Origin of the sequence: Cupriavidus oxalaticus (genome assembly GCF_016894385.1) — a bacterium.
Classification (GTDB): domain Bacteria; phylum Pseudomonadota; class Gammaproteobacteria; order Burkholderiales; family Burkholderiaceae; genus Cupriavidus; species Cupriavidus oxalaticus.
Genome location: NZ_CP069812.1, coordinates 3,087,991 through 3,108,588, shown reverse-complemented (window position 1 = coordinate 3,108,588; position 20,598 = coordinate 3,087,991). Strand labels below are relative to the sequence as shown.

At 65.4% G+C, this 20,598-nt stretch carries 19 protein-coding genes; 13 read left to right on the top strand and 6 right to left on the bottom strand.

Translation table 11 applies throughout. The features are described 5' to 3' along the window. The first annotated feature begins 71 nt into the window (after window positions 1-71). The 6 genes from purN (at window position 72) to nadC (ending at window position 7,310) form a co-directional block, all read left to right on the top strand. Window positions 72-740, top strand: a complete 669-nt coding sequence (purN, locus tag JTE92_RS26745; protein WP_063240191.1) for a phosphoribosylglycinamide formyltransferase — start codon at window positions 72-74, stop codon at window positions 738-740. Further along, window positions 737-2,149, top strand: coding sequence for an RsmB/NOP family class I SAM-dependent RNA methyltransferase (locus JTE92_RS26740; protein WP_063240190.1), 1,413 nt, complete (start codon window positions 737-739; stop codon window positions 2,147-2,149). Before purN ends, JTE92_RS26740 begins: the two co-directional genes overlap by 4 nt. Before the next feature lie 57 nt (window positions 2,150-2,206). Further along, on the top strand, window positions 2,207-3,598 hold the full coding sequence (locus JTE92_RS26735) for a mechanosensitive ion channel family protein (protein ID WP_063240189.1): 1,392 nt from the start codon (window positions 2,207-2,209) through the stop codon (window positions 3,596-3,598). A gap of 380 nt (window positions 3,599-3,978) precedes the next feature. Then, on the top strand, window positions 3,979-5,169 hold the full coding sequence (locus JTE92_RS26730; RefSeq protein WP_063240188.1) for a DesA family fatty acid desaturase: 1,191 nt from the start codon (window positions 3,979-3,981) through the stop codon (window positions 5,167-5,169). Window positions 5,170-5,295: 126 nt separating this feature from the next. Beyond that, window positions 5,296-6,450, top strand: a complete 1,155-nt coding sequence (gene nadA / locus JTE92_RS26725) for a quinolinate synthase NadA (protein ID WP_063240187.1) — start codon at window positions 5,296-5,298, stop codon at window positions 6,448-6,450. Beyond that, complete coding sequence (gene nadC, locus JTE92_RS26720; RefSeq protein WP_063240186.1) at window positions 6,447-7,310, top strand: carboxylating nicotinate-nucleotide diphosphorylase; 864 nt, start codon at window positions 6,447-6,449, stop codon at window positions 7,308-7,310. The genes nadA and nadC overlap by 4 nt, the downstream gene beginning before the upstream one ends. A gap of 74 nt (window positions 7,311-7,384) precedes the next feature. Here the strand turns inward: nadC and nadB are convergent, their stop codons facing one another. The 4 genes from nadB to radC form a co-directional block, all read right to left on the bottom strand. Then, window positions 7,385-8,977, bottom strand: a complete 1,593-nt coding sequence (nadB, locus tag JTE92_RS26715) for an L-aspartate oxidase (protein ID WP_063240185.1) — start codon at window positions 8,975-8,977, stop codon at window positions 7,385-7,387. A gap of 262 nt (window positions 8,978-9,239) precedes the next feature. Next, complete coding sequence (gene rpmG / locus JTE92_RS26710; RefSeq protein WP_010814980.1) at window positions 9,240-9,410, bottom strand: 50S ribosomal protein L33; 171 nt, start codon at window positions 9,408-9,410, stop codon at window positions 9,240-9,242. 13 nt (window positions 9,411-9,423) lie between these two features. Next, the gene (gene rpmB / locus JTE92_RS26705) at window positions 9,424-9,657 is read right to left on the bottom strand and encodes a 50S ribosomal protein L28 (protein WP_006575661.1); all 234 of its coding nucleotides are present in this window, start codon (window positions 9,655-9,657) and stop codon (window positions 9,424-9,426) included. Between the two features lie 191 nt (window positions 9,658-9,848). After that, entirely contained in the window at window positions 9,849-10,535 is a 687-nt protein-coding gene (radC, locus tag JTE92_RS26700) for a RadC family protein (RefSeq protein ID WP_063240184.1), read from the bottom strand. Window positions 10,536-10,646: 111 nt separating this feature from the next. Here radC and JTE92_RS26695 point away from each other — a divergent pair, with 111 nt between their 5' ends. The 7 genes from JTE92_RS26695 (at window position 10,647) to JTE92_RS26665 (ending at window position 17,767) form a co-directional block, all read left to right on the top strand. Next, on the top strand, window positions 10,647-11,135 hold the full coding sequence (locus JTE92_RS26695) for an FKBP-type peptidyl-prolyl cis-trans isomerase (RefSeq protein WP_063240183.1): 489 nt from the start codon (window positions 10,647-10,649) through the stop codon (window positions 11,133-11,135). Between the two features lie 37 nt (window positions 11,136-11,172). Beyond that, entirely contained in the window at window positions 11,173-12,138 is a 966-nt protein-coding gene (gene ispH, locus JTE92_RS26690; RefSeq protein ID WP_063240182.1) for a 4-hydroxy-3-methylbut-2-enyl diphosphate reductase, read from the top strand. 586 nt (window positions 12,139-12,724) lie between these two features. Continuing rightward, window positions 12,725-13,924 (top strand): branched-chain amino acid ABC transporter substrate-binding protein, encoded by a 1,200-nt coding sequence (locus JTE92_RS26685; RefSeq protein WP_063240181.1) that lies wholly within the window; start codon window positions 12,725-12,727, stop codon window positions 13,922-13,924. A gap of 212 nt (window positions 13,925-14,136) precedes the next feature. Then, on the top strand, window positions 14,137-15,072 hold the full coding sequence (locus tag JTE92_RS26680; protein WP_063240180.1) for a branched-chain amino acid ABC transporter permease: 936 nt from the start codon (window positions 14,137-14,139) through the stop codon (window positions 15,070-15,072). Between the two features lie 13 nt (window positions 15,073-15,085). After that, window positions 15,086-16,243 (top strand): ABC transporter permease subunit, encoded by a 1,158-nt coding sequence (locus JTE92_RS26675; protein WP_063240179.1) that lies wholly within the window; start codon window positions 15,086-15,088, stop codon window positions 16,241-16,243. A 13-nt stretch (window positions 16,244-16,256) separates the two neighbouring features. Next, window positions 16,257-17,033: an ABC transporter ATP-binding protein gene (locus JTE92_RS26670; RefSeq protein WP_063240178.1), complete on the top strand. Its 777-nt coding sequence runs from the start codon at window positions 16,257-16,259 to the stop codon at window positions 17,031-17,033. Window positions 17,034-17,050: 17 nt separating this feature from the next. Then, on the top strand, window positions 17,051-17,767 hold the full coding sequence (locus tag JTE92_RS26665; protein WP_063240177.1) for an ABC transporter ATP-binding protein: 717 nt from the start codon (window positions 17,051-17,053) through the stop codon (window positions 17,765-17,767). Between the two features lie 281 nt (window positions 17,768-18,048). Here JTE92_RS26665 and JTE92_RS26660 read toward each other — a convergent pair whose 3' ends face one another. Further along, entirely contained in the window at window positions 18,049-19,236 is a 1,188-nt protein-coding gene (locus JTE92_RS26660; RefSeq protein ID WP_063240176.1) for an acetylornithine transaminase, read from the bottom strand. A 303-nt stretch (window positions 19,237-19,539) separates the two neighbouring features. Then, window positions 19,540-20,598: a CDP-6-deoxy-delta-3,4-glucoseen reductase gene (locus tag JTE92_RS26655; RefSeq protein WP_063240175.1), complete on the bottom strand. Its 1,059-nt coding sequence runs from the start codon at window positions 20,596-20,598 to the stop codon at window positions 19,540-19,542.

The following is a 20,598-nucleotide window of genomic DNA, read 5'->3' as shown; positions in this document are numbered from 1 at the left end:
ATCTGGTGAATTAAGTACCTAATGCGTTCTCTTTACCGGAGTTTAGCGCCTCGGCTTGGTAGAATTGCGCGATGAAAAAAATTGTCATCTTGATTTCCGGGCGTGGCTCGAACATGGAGGCCATCGTCCGGGCCTGCGCGGGCGGCGGCTGGCCGGCCCGCGTGGCAGCGGTGCTGTCGAACCGGCCCGATGCCGCCGGGCTGCAGTTCGCGCAGCAGCAAGGCATTGCCACCGGCGTGGTCGACCATCGCCAGTTTCCCGATCGCGCCTCGTTTGACGCCGCGATGGCCGAGGCCATCGATGCCCACGCCCCCGACCTGGTGGTGCTGGCCGGCTTCATGCGCATCCTGACGCCGGCTTTCGTCGACCGCTATGCGGGCCGGCTGCTGAATATCCACCCGTCGCTGCTGCCGTGTTTCCCCGGGCTGAACACCCACAAGCAGGCGCTGGACGCCGGCGTCAAGCTGCACGGCGCCACCGTGCACTTTGTTACCCCCGAACTCGACCATGGTCCGATCGTGATCCAGGCGGCACTTGACGTGCTGCCGTCCGACACGCCCGAAAGCCTGGCCGAGCGCCTGCTCGCGTGCGAGCACCAGATCTATCCCCGCGCCGTTCGCTGGTTCGTCGAAGACCGCCTGCAACTGCAGGACGGCGTGGTCAACGTTATCAACCCGGCCGAGCCGCAATTGCTGATGGCCATCTCCGCCCATACCCCGGCGGCAGGAGTCCAGGCATGAGCCGCAACCAGGCAGGAACCCGTCCCAACCGCAGCGAAGGCCATGCGCCGCCGCGCGGCAAGAGCAAGGGCAAGAGCAGCCCCATCCGCAAGCCCGCCAACGGCAATGCCGGCCGCGACGGCGCGCCGCGCATGCATGGTGGGCTGCATGCTGCGCATATCCAGCATATCGACCGCCTGCTCGGCAAGGTCATGCTGTTCGCGCGTCCGGCCGATGCCGTGGTGAGCTATTACTTCCGCGAGAACAGCAAGCTGGGCCATCGCGAGCGCGGCATCATCGCCGAGGCCATCTATGCGGTGCTGCGCCGACGCGTGGAGTTCGCGCAGTTTGCCGAAAGCGGCACGGGCGCCAGCTCGCGCCGCCTGGCGCTGCTGGGCCTGGCGGCCACGCTGGGGCGCGACGTGCTGACGCCGTTCCTGCACCCCGAAGAGGCCGAATGGCTGGACCGCCTGACCACGATCGAGCGTTCCAGCCTGGCCCCGCGCGTGCGCACCAATCTGCCCGAATGGCTGTATGACGAACTGGTGCGCCGCCATGGCGAAGCATTTACCGCCGCGCTGGGCGATGCCTGGCTGCGCCCGGCGCCGCTTGACCTGCGCGTCAACCTTGGCAAGACCGGCCGCGATGCGGCGCTGGCCGAGCTGCAATCCGCCGGCCTGGGCGCCGAGCCGACGCCGATGGCGCCCGCCGGCATCCGCATGGCCGGCAAGCCCGCGCTGAACCAGTTGCCGATCTTCGTCAACGGACTGGTCGAGGTGCAGGACGAAGGCAGCCAGCTGCTGTGCAACCTGGTGGCACCGAAGCGTGGCGAGATGGTGGTCGACTTCTGTGCCGGCGCTGGCGGCAAGACGCTGGCGCTGGGCGCCGCGATGCGTTCCACCGGCCGGTTGTACGCCTTCGACGTGTCGGAAAAGCGGCTGGCCAACCTGAAGCCGCGGCTGGCGCGCAGCGGGCTGTCCAATGTCCATCCGGTCCTGATCGACTCCGAACGCGACGCCAAGATCAAGCGCCTGGCCGGCAAGGTCGATCGCGTGCTGGTGGACGCACCGTGCAGCGGGTTGGGAACGCTGCGGCGCAATCCCGACCTGAAGTGGCGCCAGACGCCGGCATCTGTGCTGGAACTGACCGCCAAGCAGAGCGCGATCCTTGAATCGGCGGCGCGCCTGGTCAAGGGCGGCGGCCGCGTGGTCTACGCCACCTGCTCCGTGCTCGAGGCCGAAAACGAGGCCATCGTGCGCGATTTCCTCGCCGCGCATCCCAACTTCCGCCTGGTCCCCGCCAGCGAGGTGCTGGCCGACCAGAAGATCGAAGTGCCCGCTTTGCCGGCGGATAGCGGCATGTTCGCGCTATATCCGCATCTGCACCAGACCGACGGCTTCTTCGCCGCAGTGCTGGAACGCACCAGCTGACGCCTGCGGCCGCCGCCCCTTTGTATTGGGCCGGCGGTCCAACCCCGAGTCTCCCCGATGAACGGTGAAACCCTGTCTGGCCTGGGCGGCGAGCTGAAGGCCTCCCCCTCGATGTTCGGCAAGATGCTGGACGACCTGGTCCGCGATGCCGGCGGCCCGGGCTTTTTCTGGCAACTGCTGGTGCTCGCCGGCTGCCTCGCGATGGCGTGGCCGCTGGGACGCTACGTGGTGCGCCGGCTCGAGGCGCGCTACGCCAGCTCCAGCTTCTCGCTGCGCTTTGCCGCGGCCAGCCTGGAGCGGGCCATGTTCCCGCTGGCAGGGTGGGTGCTGGTGATGATCGCGCGCTTCGCGCTGGAGCCGCTGATCCCCATCAGCGTGCTGCGGCTGGCGCTGGTGCCGCTGTTCGGCATCACCGCGCTGAACGTCGTCTTCTATATCCTGCGGCGGGTGATGTCAGGCAGCGGGCAGCTGCACAGCATGCTGCTGCTGGTGGAGAAGGTGCTGACCACGCTGGTGTGGATCTGCATGGCGCTCTATGTGCTGGGGGTGCTGTCGGAGGTGGTCGGGTGGATGCAGGACGTGCGCTTCTCGATCGGCGGCAAGCAGAAGATCAGCCTCGCCGACACGCTGATGGCGGTGGTCTGGATCCTGCTGACGGTGCTGGTGGCGTTGTGGTTCGGGTCCTGGCTGGAGGAGCGGCTGATGCGCTCGGCCAACCTCGACGTCAACCTCAAGGTGGTCCTGACCCGCATCTCCAAGGCCGTGCTGCTGCTGGTGTCGCTGCTGCTGAGCCTGTCGCTGGTCGGCATCGACCTGACCGTGCTGTCGGTGTTCGGCGGTGCGCTGGGTGTGGGCCTGGGCCTGGGTTTGCAGAAGATCGCCAGCAACTACATCTCGGGCTTCATCATCCTGCTGGACCGCTCGGTCAAGCTGGGCGACCAGATCACGGTGGACAAGTACACCGGTATCGTGTCGCAGATCCGCACCCGCTACACCGTGGTGCGCAACGGCGACGGCGAGACCCTGGTGCCGAACGAGCAACTGGTGGCGCAGTCGGTGCAGAACCATTCGTTCTCGAATACCAATGTGCGCGTCGCGACGCGCGTGCAGGCCGACTACAGCGCCGATCCCGAGACCGTGATCGCCCTGCTGGCCGAATGCGTGCGCGAACTGCCGCGCGTGCTGAAGACTCCGGCGCCGGCGGCCTTCCTGGTGCTGTTCGCCGACAGCGGCATCGAGTACGAGGTCGCGGTCTACATCGCGGATCCGCAAAACGGCAAGCTTGGGGTGCAGTCCGCGATGAACCGCGCCATCTGGCGCACGCTGCGCGAGCATGGCATTTCGATCCCGTACCCGCAGCGCGAGCTGCGTGTGATGCACGAGACGCCCATGCCGGGGCCTGGCGCGCCCGAGGCGAGCACCTTGCCAGAGGCTGCCAACGCCACCTGATTGCCTTGCGGGAGGGGCTGGCTGCGCCAGGCGGCGAATTCGGCACCCATGGAACGAAAACCGTTGCACCCCGTCCAAATCCGGGAAATAGCGTATGCTTGCGCCTTCGCCAATCCGGTAGAATGCCGGGTTGTCGCGGGTTGAGACATCCCGCTCCCACATCAGACAGCCGCCAGATTGCAGCGGCTCGTACCTTGTCCCGCCAGCCACGGCCGGCGCCAGACTAGCGTCCCAGGGAGCCCGGAGCGACTTCGGGTCCCGTGGCGAGCGCCAGACAGCTATCGCAATCAATAGATTCGCAGCTATTTTTTCTGCGCGTTGTGTGTACCGGCCCAGCCGGCTTGCACGGGAAAGTCCCTGTTTAACCGACGGAGAACAGTTTGTTCGACACTATTCTTGACTGGGCCGCGAACGGCCTTGCCAATTGGGCCTGGTGGGAGATCGTCATCTACACCCTGGTGATGACGCACATCACCATCGCTGGCGTCACCATCTTCCTGCACCGCTGCATGGCGCACCGGTCGCTGGACCTGCACCCGATCGCCCAGCATTTCTTCCGCTTCTGGCTGTGGCTGACCACCGGCATGGTCACGCGCGAATGGACTGCCATCCACCGCAAGCACCACGCCAAGTGCGAAACGGAAGACGATCCGCACAGCCCGCAGACGCGCGGCATCCGCAAGGTGCTGCTGGAAGGCGCCGAGTTGTACCGTGCCGAGGCCAAGAACAAGGAAACCATTGCCAAGTTCGGCCATGGCTGCCCCAATGACTGGATCGAGCGCAACGTGTATTCGCGTTTCGGCTGGCAGGGCGTCGGCCTGATGCTGATCATCGACCTGGCGCTGTTCGGTGTGATCGGCATGTCGGTGTGGGCGGTGCAGATGCTGTGGATCCCGATCCATGCCGCCGGCATCATCAATGGCCTGGGCCACTGGTGGGGCTATCGCAACTACGATTGCGAAGACGCGTCGACCAATGTGTCGCCGTGGGGCCTGATCATCGGCGGCGAGGAGCTGCACAACAACCACCACACGTACCCGACCTCGGCCAAGTTCTCGATCAAGTGGTATGAGTTCGACGTGGGCTGGGGCTATATCCGCGCGATGCAGGCCGTGGGCCTGGCCAAGGTCAAGAAGACCCCGCCCAAGGCGCGCCTGGTGGAGGCCCGCCCGGTCGACCACAACACGCTGGAAGCCATCATCGCCAACCGCTATGACGTGATGGCGCGCTACGCCAAGGCCGTCAAGGGTGCGTTCCGCCAGGAACTGGACAAGCTCAAGGAAGGCGGCGTGGCCGAGTACCGCAGCTTCAAGCCGGCCAGCAAGTGGTTCCACCGCGAGGAAACCAAGCTGGCCGCGCAGCAGCGCGAGCAGTTGGCGAGCATCGTCGAGCAGAACAAGGCGCTGCAGACCTTTGTCGAAATGCGCCGTGAACTGGCCGCCATCTGGGGCCGTTCCAACCTGACGCGCGAGCAGCTGCTGCAGCAGCTGCAGGCCTGGTGCCACCGTGCCGAGGCCAGCGGGATCCAGGCGCTGCACGATTTCTCGCTGCGCCTGCGCCGCTACGCCTGATACAATTCGGCCGCGCCGTATGGTTTGACAAAGCCCCGCCCATGGCGGGGCTTTTGTTTTAGATAAACTCCCCCATGTTCTGGCCGGCCGCACCCTGTTGGCGGAGGTCTAGAGGAGTACCCGGAGATGACCCCACAATCGATCAAGACCGTCGAGTTCGAGAAGCCGAACCTGGCGGATGCCGAAAACGCCACTGGCGGCAGCTGCGTGGCCCATGCCTGGGCCAAGGTGCCGCCGGTGCTGACGCCCGATGAGCGGCAGTCGCTGAAGGCGCGTATCCGCCGCTTGCTGAAGGAGCGCAACGCGGTGCTGGTGGCGCACTACTATGTCGACGCCGACCTGCAGGACCTCGCCGAAGAAACCGGGGGCTGCGTCTCCGACTCCCTCGAAATGGCCCGCTTCGGCCGCGACCACGAAGCCAGGACCCTGGTCGTGGCCGGCGTGCGCTTCATGGGCGAGACCGCCAAGATCCTCAGCCCCGAGAAGACCGTGCTGATGCCGGACCTCGATGCGACCTGCTCGCTCGACCTGGGTTGCCCGGCCGACGAATTCGCCGCCTTCTGCGATGCGCATCCGGACCGTACCGTGGTGGTCTACGCGAACACCAGCGCGGCAGTGAAGGCGCGCGCGGACTGGATGGTCACGTCGAGCATCGGGCTGAAGATCGTCGAGCACCTGCATGCGCAGGGCAAGAAGATCCTGTGGGCACCCGACAAGCACCTGGGCAGCTATATCCAGAAGCAGACCGGCGCCGACATGTTGCTGTGGCAGGGCTCGTGCCTGGTGCACGACGAGTTCAAGGGCATCGAGCTGGACCTGCTGCGCCGCGAATTCCCCAACGCCAAGATCCTGGTGCACCCGGAATCGCCCGAAAACGTGGTGGCGCAGGCCGATGTGGTCGGCTCTACCTCGCAGCTGATCGAAGCGGCGCAGAAGCTGGACGCGACCGAGTTTATCGTCGCCACCGACAACGGCATCCTGCACAAGATGCGCATGGCGGCGCCCGGCAAGCATTTCATTGAAGCGCCGACGGCCGGCAACAGCGCGACCTGCAAGAGCTGCGCGCATTGCCCGTGGATGGCGATGAACGCTTTGACCAACCTGGCCGAAGTGCTGGAGACCGGCCGCAACGAGATCCACGTCGACCCGGCCATCGGCGCCAAGGCGGTGACCTGCATCAACCGCATGCTCGACTTCGCCGCCGCGCAGAAGCGCAACGTGCGTCCGTCGTCCGACCTGGCGCAGGAACAGGCGCTGTTCCAGGGGATCGGCCCGGCATGAGCGTGAATCCGATTTTCGACAGCTACGGCGCGACGCTGCAGGCAGCGCTGCAAGCCAATGTGCAGGCCGCCATCGCAGAGGATGTCGGCAGCGGTGACCTGACCGGCTTGCTAGTGCCGGCTGGCAAGGGCGCGCACGCGCGCGTGATCGTGCGCGAAGCGGCGGTGCTGTGCGGACAGCCGTGGTTCGATGCCTGCATGCGCGCGGTCGATCCGCTGCTGGAAGTGCGCTGGCTGCAGGAAGAGGGCGCGCGCATGGCGCCGGATTCCGCGGTGTGCGAGATCACCGGCCCGGCGCGCTCGCTGCTGACCGCCGAACGCCCGTCGCTGAACTTCCTGCAACTGCTGTCCGGCGTGGCCACCGTGACGCGCCGCTATGCCGACCTGATCGCCGGCACCCGCGCGCGCGTGCTGGATACGCGCAAGACGCTGCCGGGCCTGCGCCTGGCGCAGAAGTACGCGGTGCGTATCGGCGGCGGCGAGAACCAGCGGCTGGCGCTTTACGACGGCATCCTGATCAAGGAAAACCATATCGCCGCGGCCGGCAGCATCACCGCCGCGATGCAGGCGGCGCTGGCGCTCGATACCGATGCGCCGGTGCAGGTCGAGGTGGAGTCGCTGGCGGAGCTGGAAGAGGCCCTGGCAGCCGGCGCGAAGTCGGTGCTGATCGACAACTTCACCGTGCCGATGATGCAGGACGCGGTGAAGATCAACCAGGGCAGGGCGCTGCTGGAAGTGTCGGGCGGCGTCAATGCCGAAACCATCCGCACCTTCGCCGAGACCGGCGTGGACCGGATCTCGGTGGGCGCGTTGACCAAGGACGTGCGCGCGACGGATTACTCGCTGCGTATCATCGGCTGACGCAGCGCCAGCCCGAAGTCAAAACGGGGTGGGGCCATCCGGCTCGCATCCCGTTTTTTATTGCTGGATCGCGCTCAGCGCTTGCGGCCGGCAGGCGGCTGTATCACCGTCGGCAGCGCCTTCGGCAGCGCATCCGGATAGTCCCGGCTGAAATGCAGCCCGCGGCTTTCATGCCGTGAATACGCGCTGTCCACGATCAGCGAGGCCACCTCCACCAGGTTGCGCAGTTCCAGCAGGTCGCTCGTGACGCGGAAGTTGGCGTAGTACTCGGCGATCTCCTCGCGCAGCAGCCCGATGCGGTGCTGCGCGCGTTCCAGCCGCTTGCTGGTGCGCACGATGCCAACGTAGTTCCACATCATGCGGCGCAGCTCGTCCCAGTTGTGCGAGACCACCACCTCTTCGTCGGCATCGGACACGCGGCTCTCGTCCCACGCCGGCAGCGTGATACTGGGCGCGCCTGCCTTGTCCTTCGAAGCGATGTCGTCTGCCGCCGCGCGGCCGATCACCATGCATTCGAGAAGCGAGTTCGAGGCCAGGCGATTGGCGCCGTGCAGGCCGGTGCAGGCCGTCTCGCCCACGGCGTAGAGGTTGCCGATATCGGTGCGGCCCATGGTGTCGGTGACCACGCCGCCGCAGGTGTAGTGCGCGGCCGGCACCACCGGGATGGGCTCGCGCGTGATATCGATGCCCAACTCCAGGCAGCGCGCGTAGATGGTCGGGAAGTGTTCCTTCAGGAAGGATTCGGGCTGGTGCGTGATATCGAGGTAGACGCAATCCAGGCCGCGCTTCTTCATCTCGAAATCGATCGCGCGCGCCACCACGTCGCGCGGCGCCAGTTCGGCACGCTCATCGTGCTCCGGCATGAAGCGGGTGCCGTCGGGCAGCTTGAGCAGCCCGCCTTCACCGCGCACCGCCTCGGAAATCAGGAACGACTTGGCATAGGGGTGGTACAGGCAGGTCGGGTGGAACTGGATGAATTCCATGTTCGACACCCGGCAGCCGGCCCGCCATGCCATGGCGATGCCGTCGCCGGTCGCGGTATCGGGATTGGTGGTGTACAGGTAGACCTTGCCGGCGCCGCCAGCGGCCAGCACCGTGTGCGTGGCGGTGATGGTGTGCACCGCGCCGGTGCTGTCGTCCAGCACGTACAGGCCATAACACCGGTTGCCCGGCAGCCCCATCTTGCGCGACGTGATCAGGTCGATCGCGAAATGGTCTTCCAGGATCGTGATGTTCGGATGCCGGGTGGCCTGCTGCAGCAGCGTGCTGACCACCGCGTGCCCGGTGGCGTCGGCGGCGTGGATGATGCGCCGGCGGCTATGGCCGCCTTCGCGGGTCAGGTGGAAGCCCAGTTCGGCCTGCGCGTCGCGCGTGAACGGCACGCCGCGGTCGATCAGCCACTGGATCGCCTCGCGCCCGTGCTCCACGATAAAGCGGGTTGCCTCTTCGTCGCACAGTCCTGCGCCCGCAACGAGCGTGTCCTGCGTGTGCTCGTCATGGCTGTCGCCGGAATCCAGCACGGCGGCGATGCCGCCCTGCGCCCAGTCGCTGGCGCCCTGCGTCATGGCGCGCTTGCTGAGGATGACAACCCGGTGGGTGTCGGCCAGTTGCAGCGCGACCGTAAGGCCGGCCAGCCCGCTGCCGACGATGGCGACGTCGAAATTCATGGTGCGGAGAGAGCGCCGGAGGGCGCCAGGCGGATGGGGAAACGGGAAAGTCTACACCGTGCGCGGCATGCCGTGCAGCGGTGAGCCGGCCCGGCTGGGCGGTGATCGTGCCGGAAAGTTGCCGCGCCCTTGCTGGTGTGCCGAACGGTGCGCTTCTTGCGGCCTGCGGGGGCCAACGTGCGTGCACCGTCGTGCGCGAAACGAGTGGGCAACAAAAAAACCCCGCGACATGGCGGGGCTTTCTGGCGGGATACCGGATCAATTACTTGATCTTGGTTTCCTTATAAGCGACGTGCTTGCGAGCGACGGGATCGAACTTCATGATCTCCATCTTTTCCGGCATCGTGCGCTTGTTCTTGGTGGTGGTGTAGAAGTGACCGGTACCTGCGGTCGATTCCAGCTTGATCTTGTCGCGGCCGCCCTTGCTTGCCATGATGTACTCCTAATTAGACTTCGCCACGTGCGCGCAGGTCGGCGAGCACGGAGTCGATGCCTTTCTTGTCGATCAGGCGCAGGCCGGCGTTCGAGACGCGCAGGCTCACCCAGCGGTTTTCGGATTCAACGAAGAAACGACGATTCTGCAGGTTGGGCAGAAAACGGCGCTTGGTCTTGTTGTTTGCGTGGGAAACGTTGTTGCCGACCATCGGCGCTTTCCCGGTCACTTGACAGACGCGTGCCATGAAGCACTCCTAAATCTTCTATTCGTGGACAATGTTCGCAACAGATCAACAAAAGGCGCGCGGGCCCGGACTGCAGCGGATGGGACTTCAGTGAAACGTAAATTATAGACCGGAATCCGCCGGCGAATCAATGCCTTCCATGCGTTGACGGGAGCGGGTGTTGTGTCTCGTCCAGCACTGTGCCCCAGGCATCACAGTCCAGGCAACCGGTCGCAACATTCGGCCAGCGAACGGATTTCCTGTCCGGCCACGATGAAATGGTCGAGCAGATGCACGTCGATGAGTTCGAGCGTCCGTGCCAGCTCGCGGGTCAGGTGCACGTCGCTCTGGCTGGGGGCGGTCGTGCCGGACGGGTGGTTGTGCGCCACGATCACGCCGGCCGCATTATGCATCAGCGCCTGGCGCGCGACCTCGCGCGGATACACGGCGGTGCGCGTCAGGGTACCCCGGAACAGTTCTTCGCAGGCAATCATGCGGTTGCGCGGATCGAGGAACAGGCACAGGAATACTTCATGCGGCAGCGATGCCAGTGTCAGGCGCAGGTAGCTGTGCACCGCCGCGCGCGAGTCGAAGCCGGTCGGCAACCGCAGTGATTCGGCCAGCGCGCGTCGCGCCAGTTCGGGAATGGCCTGCAGCTGTGCGTACTTGGCCGTGCCCATGCCCTTGATGCCCGCCAGCGCGCCGGGTTCGGACGCGAACAGGGCGGTCAGCGAGCCAAAGCGGTGCATCAGCTCGCGGGCGAGGTCGACGGCACTTTTGCCGGCCGCGCCGACGCGCAGGAAGACCGCCAGCAGTTCGGCGTCGGACAGGGCGGCGGCGCCGCATTCCAGCAGTTTCTCGCGCGGCCGCTCGCAGGCGGGCCAGTGGGCAATGGTCATGGGCGGTCGGGGTCGGATGCCGGCCGGAAAGCTGGAAGGGGTAAAACAGCTTGGCGCGGCGGGCGATGGGCCAGTCGAATACAATACGGGTTGTTCCTCGGTTGATCACCCATGAATTTGCAAACTTTCGCGTCGGAAGCCGACGGCGGCACGGCTGGCCGCAAGACTGTCCTGGCCGACTCTTTCCTGACCCTGCACTACAGCATCTCGCTGGAGAACGGCACCGAGGTCGTCAGCACCTTCGACGACAAGCCCGCCACGCTGCTGCTCGGCCAGGGCCAGCTCGCGCCCACGCTGGAGCAGGCGCTGCTGGGCATGCCGGAAGGCGAGCGCATGACGTACCGGCTCGCGCCGGAGCAGGCGTTCGGGCCGCGCAATCCCGAACTGCTGCAATGGGTGTCGCTGGCAATGCTGCGTGAGAACAGCTCGTTCGAGGAAGACTACAACCCGGGCGACCTGGTCGAATTCAACGCGCCCGGCGGCGGCAAGTACGCGGGCGTGCTGAAGGAAATCGGCGAGACCGCGGCGCTGTTCGACTTCAACCATCCGCTGGCCGGGCAGACCATCCTGTTCGACGTGCAGCTGATCGGCATCCTCTGATTGCGCCAACGTGCCGACTCCTGTCCAGATACGCAGCATGCCTGACCTGACCACCGCACCCGACGCCGAAATCCTGATGGCCCAGCCGCGCGGCTTCTGTGCCGGCGTGGATCGCGCCATCGAGATCGTCGAGCGTGCGCTTGCGCGCTTTGGCGCGCCGATCTACGTGCGCCATGAAATCGTGCACAACGCCTACGTGGTGGCCGACCTGCGCAGCAAGGGCGCGGTGTTCGTGCGCGAGCTGGACGAGGTGCCCGCCGGCGCCACCGTCATCTTCAGCGCGCATGGCGTGTCGCGCGACGTGCGCGAGGACGCCGCCGCGCGCGGCCTGCACGTGTTCGACGCAACCTGTCCGCTGGTGACCAAGGTGCATGTCGAAGTGAGCAAGATGCGCGCGGAAGGTTGCGAGATCGTGATGATCGGCCATCGCGGCCACCCCGAGGTCGAAGGCACCATGGGCCAGGCCAACGGCGGCATGGTGCTGGTCGAGACGGTCGACGACATCGCCAGGCTGCGGATCGCGGATCCGGCGCGGCTTGCCTACGTGACCCAGACCACGCTGTCGGTGGACGAGACCCGCGAGATCGTCGCCGCGCTGAAGGCGCGCTATCCGCAGATCCGCGAGCCGAAGAAGCAGGATATCTGCTATGCCACGCAGAACCGCCAGGACGCGGTCAAGTTCATGGCGCCACAGGTCGAGGTGGTGATCGTGGTCGGCAGTCCCAACAGCTCCAACTCCAACCGCCTGCGCGAACTGGCGCAGCGCCTGGGCGTGCCGGCCTACATGGTCGATGCGCCGGAGCAGGTGCGCCCGGAATGGATCGCCGGCAAGCGTCGCATCGGCCTGACCGCAGGGGCCTCGGCGCCCGAGGCGCTGGCGCAGTCGATCGTCGAGCGCCTGCGCGCGCTCGGTGCACGCCAGGTGCGGGCGCTGGAAGGGATCGAGGAAAACATGGCGTTTCCCCTGCCGCGGGGGTTGATGCCAGCCAGCGTCGCCGCCTGAGCGGCAGCGGGCCAGGCCCGCACCGCCATGGGTTCATGACAAAAGCGCCGCGCAATGCGGCGCTTTTTTTCGCGCTGCCCGCGCGGCGGCGACTCACTGGCTTATGACACGCAACGCACATTATCGGTGCAACGCCATGGGTGCATGAATTACCTGCGTGTCCGGCGAAACCGACAAATAGGGGTAATCCCCGTAACTGGGGTTTTCCCTATTATGGTGCGGCGCTACATTCTGCACATTAGAGATCGGTGCTTCGCATTTGAAATGAAACGCCTAATTAATTAAGGCCTATTATAGGTGGCGCACCGCGCGCCTAATCCTGCCGCCAGGGCGGGGCAGGCACGATTCTTGTGAGTAGGTGAGACGATCCCGCCTGGTGAGCGGGAATTGCCCCAATCTGTGCATTGGGGAAATTCCCTAGCTCATTTGAAGGGTAAATCGGTCGACTTGTTGCGTCGCGTATTGCATCTGCAAAGAAAGGGGATACAATGCGCGCGTTTCAAATTGAAACTAAACAAAGGCGGTCCAGGGAAACGTCCGGGAGGCGTTGCAAATCCCTGTTTTTGTGAATCCTAGGAGATCACTCATGCAAATCACGTTTGCCAAGATTCTGCCGATCGCGGCCGCAGTGGCGCTGGTAGCAGCTTGCGGCAAGAAGGAAGAGAAGCCGGCGGATTCGGCTTCGGCGCCGGCGGCTGCCGCCCCTGCAGCGGGCGGCGGCGAAGTCGTCGTCAAGATCGGCCACGCGGCTCCGCTGACCGGCGGCATCGCGCACCTTGGCAAGGACAACGAAAACGGCGCCCGCCTGGCCGTGGAAGAAGTCAACAAGGCCGGCCTGGAAGTCGGCGGCAAGAAGATCAAGCTGGAACTGGTTGGCGAAGATGATGCCGCCGACCCGAAGACCGGCACCGCCGTGGCGCAGAAGCTGGTCGACGCCAAGGTCGTCGCCGTGGTCGGCCACCTGAACTCCGGCACGTCGATCCCGGCCTCGAAGATCTACAGCGATGCCGGCATCGTCCAGATCTCGCCCTCGTCCACCAACCCGGACTACACCAAGCAAGGCTTCAAGACCACCTACCGCGTGGTGGCCACCGACGCCCAGCAGGGCCCGGCACTGGCCAATTACGCCGCCAAGACCCTGCACGCCAAGAGCGTGGCGATCGTCGACGACGCCACCGCCTATGGCAAGGGCCTGGCCGACGAGTTCGAGAAGACCGCGAAGGCGTCCGGCGTGAACGTGGTGGCGCGCGAAGCCACCAACGACAAGGCCACCGACTTCAAGGCCATCCTGACCAAGATCAAGGGCAGGAAGCCTGACGTGATCATGTTCGGCGGCATGGATGCCACCGGCGGCCCGTTCGCCAAGCAGGCCAAGGAACTGGGCATCGGTGCCAAGATCGTTGGCGGCGACGGCGTCTGTACCGACAAGGTGGCCGAACTGGCCGGCGATGCCGTGACCAACATCATCTGCTCCGAGGCCGGCCTGGCCCTGTCGAAGATGGAGCAGGGCGCTGACTTCTCCAACCGCTACCAGGCTCGCTTCAACGCGCCGGTGCAGATCTACGCGCCGTTCACCTATGACGCGGTGATGGTCGTCGTCGACGCCATGAAGCGCGCCAACTCGACCGAGCCGGCTGCCATCCTGGCCGAGATGCCCAAGACGAACTACAAGGGCGTGATCGGCAACATCGCCTTCGACGAGAAGGGCGACATGAAGGAAGGCACCATCACGCTGTACGAGTACAAGGACAAGAAGAAGTCCGTCCTCGACGTCGTGAAGATGTAATCCGGGCTTACCGGCCCGTCCGAACGGCACCGTGAGTATTTTGCGGTGCCGTTCTTTTTAGCCTCGCCTAATGTAGAAGCATCCTTACCCTGGATGGAGCATGGCAGGCTGCTTACCAGCAATCCAACCTCAGCAACGTTACCCATCACACATCATGGTCCCTCTGGCAGCCATACCATGCCGTCAGATCCGGGACTGAAGCAGGAGTTTTCATGGATATCTTTATCCAGCAGATCGTGAACGGTCTGGTGCTCGGCAGCATCTACGCGCTGATCGCACTGGGCTACACCATGGTCTACGGCATTCTGGGGATCATCAACTTCGCCCACGGCGATGTGCTGATGATCGGCGCGCTGACCGCCCTGTCAGCGATTCTCGGGCTGCAGAAGTTTGCCCCCGGCCTGCCAGAATGGCTGACGCTGGTGATCGCCACGCTGATCGCCATGCCGGTTTGTGCTGTACTTTCGTTTTCCATCGAGCGGATCGCCTACCGGCCCTTGCGCAATGCGCCGCGGCTCGCCCCGCTGATCACCGCGATCGGTGTCTCCATCGTCCTGCAGACGATCGGCATGCTGATCTGGTCGCGCAACCCGCTGACCTTCCCGCAGCTGCTGCCGGCGGAGCCGATCGACATCGGTACGACCGGTGCCACCATTACCGGCAAGGAGATGGTCATCATCGGCCTGGCCGTGATGGTCATGTCGGGCCTGCTCGCACTGGTCAACCGTACCAAGCTTGGCCGCGCCATGCGCGCCACCGCCGAGAACCAGAGGGTGGCCGGCCTGATGGGCGTGAACCCGAACTTCGTCATCTCCGCCACCTTCATGATCGGCGCGACGCTGGCGGCGCTGGCCGGTGTGATGATGGCCACCAACTACGGCAATGCCCACTTCTACATGGGCTTCATCCCCGGCCTGAAGGCGTTCACCGCCGCGGTGCTGGGCAGCATCGGCAACCTGGCGGGCGCCATGGTCGGCGGCATGCTGCTGGGCCTGATCGAAGCGCTCGGCGCCGGCTATATCGGCGACCTGACCAATGGCGTCTTCGGTTCCAACTACCAGGATGTCTTTGCCTTTATCGTACTGATCACCGTGCTCGTCTTCCGTCCGTCCGGCATCATGGGCGAACGCGTGGCGGACCGCGCCTGAGGAGAGCAAATCCATGAGTGCTCCGATTCCAACTGCGGCCGCTGTCGCCGCACCGACCAAGGTGCCCACCAAGACGATGGCGGCGCTGATCGGCTTCCTGGTGGTCGCCCTGTGCGCACCGTTCTTCGTCCAGGCGCTGGGCGGCAACTACTGGGTCCGCGTGCTGGACTTCGCGCTGCTGTACATCATGCTGGCGCTGGGCCTGAACATCGTGGTGGGCTTTGCCGGCCTGCTCGACCTGGGCTATATCGCGTTCTACGCGGTGGGCGCGTACATGATGGCGCTGCTTGGCTCGCCCCACCTGGCGAACCAGTTCGAGTGGATCCAGCAGTTGTTCCCCACCGGCCTGCACCTGTCGATGTGGTTCGTGTTGCCGATCGCGATCCTGGTGGCCGCCACCTTCGGCGTGCTGCTGGGGGCGCCGACGCTCAAGCTGCGCGGCGACTATCTCGCCATCGTGACGCTGGGCTTCGGCGAGATCATCCGGATCTTCATGAACAACCTGGACCGCCCGATCAACATCACCAACGGGCCCAAGGGCATCACCGCGGTGGACCCGGTCCATATCTTCGGCTTCGACTTCTCCAAGTCGCACGAGATCTTCGGGCTGAAGTTCACGCCGGTGTTCATGTACTACTACCTGCTGGTGTTCCTGGTCATCGTGATCGTGTTCGTGTGCCTGCGCCTGCAGACCTCGCGCATCGGCCGTGCCTGGGTCGCCATCCGTGAAGACGAGATCGCCGCCAAGGCGATGGGCATCAATACCCGCAACATGAAGCTGCTGGCCTTCGCCATGGGCGCGTCGTTCGGCGGCGCCTCGGGCGCGGTGTTCGGCGCGTTCCAGGGCTTCGTGTCGCCGGAATCGTTCACGCTGTGGGAGTCGATCTACGTGCTGGCCATCGTGGTGCTCGGCGGCATGGGCCATATCCCGGGCGTGATCCTGGGCGGCATCCTGCTGGTGGGCTTCCAGGAGCTGCTGCGCGTGGTCGCCGAGCCGCTGCAGACCGGCCTGTTCGGCCAGGTGATCGTCGATGCCGAAGTGCTGCGCCAGCTGCTGTTCGGCCTGGCCCTGGTTGGCGTCATGCTGTATCGCCCGGCAGGCATCTGGCCGTCGCCGCGCAAGGAAGACCGCCCGGTGGTGCGCCGTGCGGGCAGCGTGGGCCGTTTCTGACCAGGAGGACAACATGAGCAACAACGATTTCCTCCTGTCGGTTCAGGGGGTCAACAAGCGTTTCGGCGGCCTGCAGGCGCTGTCCGAGGTGGGCCTGCAGATCAATCCGGGCGAGATCTATGGCCTGATCGGCCCCAACGGCGCCGGCAAGACCACGTTCTTCAACGTGATCACCGGCCTGTACACGCCGGATTCGGGCGAGTTCGTGCTCGGCGGCAAGCCCTACCAGCCGACTGCGGTGCATGAGGTGGCCAAGGCCGGCATCGCGCGCACGTTCCAGAACATCCGCCTGTTCGGCGACATGACCGCGCTCGAGAACGTCATGGTCGGGCGCCACGTGCGCTCCAAGGCCGGCGTGTTCGGTGCGATCTTCCGCCCGCCTTCGGTGCGCCGCGAGGAAGAGGGCATCGAAGACATGGCGCATGACCTGCTCGACTATGTCGGCATCGGCAAGTACGCCAACTTCACCGCGCGCAACCTGTCGTACGGCCACCAGCGCCGGCTGGAGATCGCCCGCGCACTGGCGACCGAGCCCAAGCTGCTGGCGCTGGACGAACCGGCCGCGGGCATGAACGCGACCGAGAAGGTCGAGCTGCGCGGGCTGCTCGACAAGATCAGGCACGACGGCAGGACCATCCTGCTGATCGAGCACGACGTGAAGCTGGTGATGGGGCTGTGCAACCGCCTGACGGTGCTGGACTACGGCAAGGTGATTGCCCAGGGCCTGCCGCACGAGGTGCAGAACAACCCGGCCGTGATCGAGGCTTACCTCGGCGCATCGGCGCACTGATGGCGGGAGGACAAGACATGACACAGACAGTACTGAAGATTTCCGGCCTGAAGGTGGCCTACGGCGGCATCCAGGCCGTCAAGGGCATCGACCTCGAGATCCAAGACGGCGAGCTGGTGACGCTGATCGGCGCCAACGGCGCCGGCAAGACCACCACCATGAAGGCCATCACCGGCCTGCAGGGCTGGGCCGGCGGCGACGTGGAGTACATGGGCAAGTCGATCAAGGGCGTGCCCAGCTACGCGCTGCTCAAGCAGGGGCTGGCGATGGTGCCGGAAGGCCGCGGCGTGTTCGCGCGCATGACCATCACCGAGAACCTGCAGATGGGGGCCTACACCCGCAACGACGAGGCCGGCATCAAGGATGATATCGACCGCATGTTCGGCATCTTCCCGCGCCTGAAGGAGCGGGCCAACCAGCTGGCGGGCACCATGTCCGGCGGCGAGCAGCAGATGCTGGCCATGGCGCGCGCGCTGATGAGCCAGCCCAGGCTGCTGCTGCTGGACGAGCCCTCGATGGGCCTGTCGCCGATCATGGTCGAGAAGATCTTCGAGGTCGTGCGCGACATCTCGGCACAGGGCGTGACCGTGCTGCTGGTCGAGCAGAACGCGCGCCTGGCGCTGCAGGCGGCGCATCGCGGCTACGTGATGGAGTCGGGCCTGATCACGATGAGCGGGGAAGCCAAGCAGATGCTGGACGATCCCAAGGTGCGTGCCGCCTATTTGGGTGAGTAAAGGCGCTAGAAAGAGCGAGCGGTTTTGGGTGCACCAAAGTCGCCCGCGCTAGCTTAAGCAAGGTGTTCTCCCTCTCCTCATGGGGAGAGGGTTGGGGTGAGGGGTGGGCTAGCAAGGCACCACGCCAAGCGAAGCCAACGGTTCTAGACCCACGGGCGTCAGCCTTTGACTCTCCGGCCCTCTCCCCCGGCCCCTCTCCCGCAAGCGGGAGAGGGGAGCAAACCTGCCAGTGTGCAAGGTTTGTAGCAGCCCTCACGCCTCGCTTACGCGAGGCTTTTTTGTCAGGCCAGCTTCTTCAGCAGCGTGCGCAGCATGCCGATCATCTGGTCGATCTCTTCGCGCGTGACGTTCAGCGCCGGCATGAAGCGCAGCAGGTTGGCGCGCGGCGCGTTCAGCAGCAGGCCTTGCGGATCCATGTCGCGGGCTTCTTCCACCAGTTGCGGGCCGATGTCCTTGTCCAGCAGCAGCGCGCGCAGCAGGCCTTCGCCACGCTCGCCGCCCAGGCCGAACTCGGCCGACAACGCCAGCAGCTGCTCCTTCAGGTATTCGCCCTTGGTCTTGACCTCGTCCAGGAAACCCGGCGCGGTCAGCTGCCCGATCACGGCGCTGCCCACCGCGGTCATCAGCGGGTTGCCGTTGTAGGTGCCGCCCTGGTCGCCGGCCTCGAAGCTGGCGACTTCGGCCTTGCACAGCAGCGCCGACAGCGGCACGCCGCCGCCGATGCCCTTGCCCAGCGTCATGATGTCCGGCTCCACGCCCGACAGCTCGTAGGCGAACAACGTGCCGCAGCGGCCACAGCCGGCCTGGACTTCATCGACGATGAACAGCAGCCTGTGCTTGTCGGCCAGCGCGCGCAGGCCCTGCATGAATTCGCGCGTGGCGGGGATCACGCCGCCTTCGCCCTGCACCGGCTCCAGCATGATGCCGACGGTCTTGTCGGTGATCAGCGTTTCGACCGAGGCCAGGTCGTTCAGCTCGGCCTTGGGGAAGCCCGGCACCTGCGGCGCGAAGATGGTGTCCCAGCCGGCCTTGCCCGACGCGCTCATGGTGGCGAGCGTGCGGCCATGGAAGCTGTGGTCCATGGTGATGATCTCGTAGGCGCCGTTCTTGTGCTTGCGGCCCCATTTGCGCGCCAGCTTGATCGCGCCTTCGTTGGCCTCGGCGCCGCTGTTGGCGAAGAAGACCTTGTCGAAGCAGCTGTGGTCGGTCAGCTGTTTGGCCAGGCGCAGCATCGGCTCGTTGTAGAAGGCCGGGCTCGGGTTGATGATCTTCTTCGACTGCTCGACCAGCGCGTCGATCATGCCCTGGTTGGAGTGGCCCAGGCAGTTGACCGCCCAGCCCTGCACGAAGTCCAGGTATCGCTTGCCGTTGTGGTCCGTCAGCCAGGAGCCCTTGCCCTCGGTGAAGACGAGCTCGGGCCGGTTGGTGATGTACATCAGGGATTGGACGGGAAACTCAGCAAATGCCATGGCGGACTCCAGGGGTCGGCTTTAAACGATGGACGGACGGGCTAGGGGAGCAAGCAAAAAAGCAGCAAAAAACAAAAAGCCACGGGGGTTGCCCGTGGCTCGTTGACCTGAACAGACGCAGTCGACGGTCAGCCGCGCGGCACCCCGGTGGGGAGCGACGTACGGAAGCTGCGGCGTCGGTTGAAGGTCGTATGCATGCGGGCAAATATAAGGCGCATGTGCCCGGGTGTCAAAACGAATTTTGGCAGGCCCGGGCATTGTTGCGCTGAGGGAACGGCGGGCGGAACGGCTTGCCGGCCGCGGTCAGGCTGCCGGCGTGGCCGGGTGCATGTCGGCCTCGGAGGTGAACGAGTCGGCAAAGAACGCGTCTTCGTGCAGCTTGCACTGGCGCGTGAAGTCGCCGCGCGCGGCGTTGATCATCACCGGCGCGCCGCAGGCGTAGACCTCGTGGCCCGACATGTCGGGATGGTCGGCGATCACGGCCTGGTGGACGAAGCCGCTGCGGCCCTGCCAGTTGTCTTCGGGCAGCGCGTCGGACACCACCGGCACGTACTTGAAGTTGGGCAGGTCGCGCGCCCATTGCTCGGCGAGCGCGTGCATGTACAGGTCCTTGGGCCGGCGGCCGCCCCAGTACAGCGTCATCGGGCGCGTGATACCGGTGTAGGCGGCATGCTCGACGATGGCCTTGATCGGGGCGAAGCCGGTGCCGGAAGCCAGCAGGATGATCGGGGCTTGCGATTCCTCGCGCAGGAAGAAGCTGCCCAGCGGGCCTTCGAAGCGCAGGATGTCGCGTTCCTTCATCGCCGGGGCGCCTTCCTTGGCGCCGAAGACGTAGTCGGTGAAGGCGCCGCCCGGCATATGGCGGATATGCAGCTCGATCGGGCCGTCCTCGTGCGGCGGCGTGGCGATCGAATAGCTGCGGCGCTTGCCGTCGCGCAGCAGGAATTCCACGTACTGGCCGGCCAGGTACTGCATGCGCTCGGTCGCCGGCAGCTGCAGCTTGATGGCGATCACGTCGTCGGCCAGGCGTTCCAGCGAGGTCACGCGGCACGGCACCTTCTTGATCGGGATGTCGCCGGCGCCGTGGACTTCGCGGCATTCGATGGTAATGTCGGACGATGCGTTGGCGCAGCAGAACAGCGCGCGGCCCTCGGTCTTTTCCTGCGCGGTCAGCGCGGCGGGGGCGTGGTCGCCCTGCACGATGGTGCCCTCCAGCACGCGGCCCTTGCACGAGCCGCAGGCGCCGTTCTTGCAGCCGTAAGGCAGGCCGATGCTGTGGCGCAGGGCCGCGCCGAGGATGGTTTCGTCCGTGGCCACTTCGAACTTGTGGCCACTGGGCATGACGGTTACTTGATAAGCCAT

Coding starts and splice junctions, on each gene's coding strand:
- JTE92_RS26670 (WP_063240178.1), top strand. CDS start 16,257: ATGAGCAACAACGATTTCCTCCTGTCGGTTCAGGGGGTCAACAAGCGT.
- nadB (WP_063240185.1), bottom strand. CDS start 8,977: ATGAATTTCGACGTCGCCATCGTCGGCAGCGGGCTGGCCGGCCTTACG.
- JTE92_RS26680 (WP_063240180.1), top strand. CDS start 14,137: ATGGATATCTTTATCCAGCAGATCGTGAACGGTCTGGTGCTCGGCAGC.
- radC (WP_063240184.1), bottom strand. CDS start 10,535: ATGACCATTGCCCACTGGCCCGCCTGCGAGCGGCCGCGCGAGAAACTG.
- JTE92_RS26660 (WP_063240176.1), bottom strand. CDS start 19,236: ATGGCATTTGCTGAGTTTCCCGTCCAATCCCTGATGTACATCACCAAC.
- JTE92_RS26695 (WP_063240183.1), top strand. CDS start 10,647: ATGAATTTGCAAACTTTCGCGTCGGAAGCCGACGGCGGCACGGCTGGC.
- rpmG (WP_010814980.1), bottom strand. CDS start 9,410: ATGGCAAGCAAGGGCGGCCGCGACAAGATCAAGCTGGAATCGACCGCA.
- JTE92_RS26735 (WP_063240189.1), top strand. CDS start 2,207: ATGAACGGTGAAACCCTGTCTGGCCTGGGCGGCGAGCTGAAGGCCTCC.
- nadA (WP_063240187.1), top strand. CDS start 5,296: ATGACCCCACAATCGATCAAGACCGTCGAGTTCGAGAAGCCGAACCTG.
- JTE92_RS26685 (WP_063240181.1), top strand. CDS start 12,725: ATGCAAATCACGTTTGCCAAGATTCTGCCGATCGCGGCCGCAGTGGCG.
- JTE92_RS26740 (WP_063240190.1), top strand. CDS start 737: ATGAGCCGCAACCAGGCAGGAACCCGTCCCAACCGCAGCGAAGGCCAT.
- JTE92_RS26665 (WP_063240177.1), top strand. CDS start 17,051: ATGACACAGACAGTACTGAAGATTTCCGGCCTGAAGGTGGCCTACGGC.
- nadC (WP_063240186.1), top strand. CDS start 6,447: ATGAGCGTGAATCCGATTTTCGACAGCTACGGCGCGACGCTGCAGGCA.
- purN (WP_063240191.1), top strand. CDS start 72: ATGAAAAAAATTGTCATCTTGATTTCCGGGCGTGGCTCGAACATGGAG.
- rpmB (WP_006575661.1), bottom strand. CDS start 9,657: ATGGCACGCGTCTGTCAAGTGACCGGGAAAGCGCCGATGGTCGGCAAC.
- JTE92_RS26675 (WP_063240179.1), top strand. CDS start 15,086: ATGAGTGCTCCGATTCCAACTGCGGCCGCTGTCGCCGCACCGACCAAG.
- ispH (WP_063240182.1), top strand. CDS start 11,173: ATGCCTGACCTGACCACCGCACCCGACGCCGAAATCCTGATGGCCCAG.
- JTE92_RS26655 (WP_063240175.1), bottom strand. CDS start 20,598: ATGGCTTATCAAGTAACCGTCATGCCCAGTGGCCACAAGTTCGAAGTG.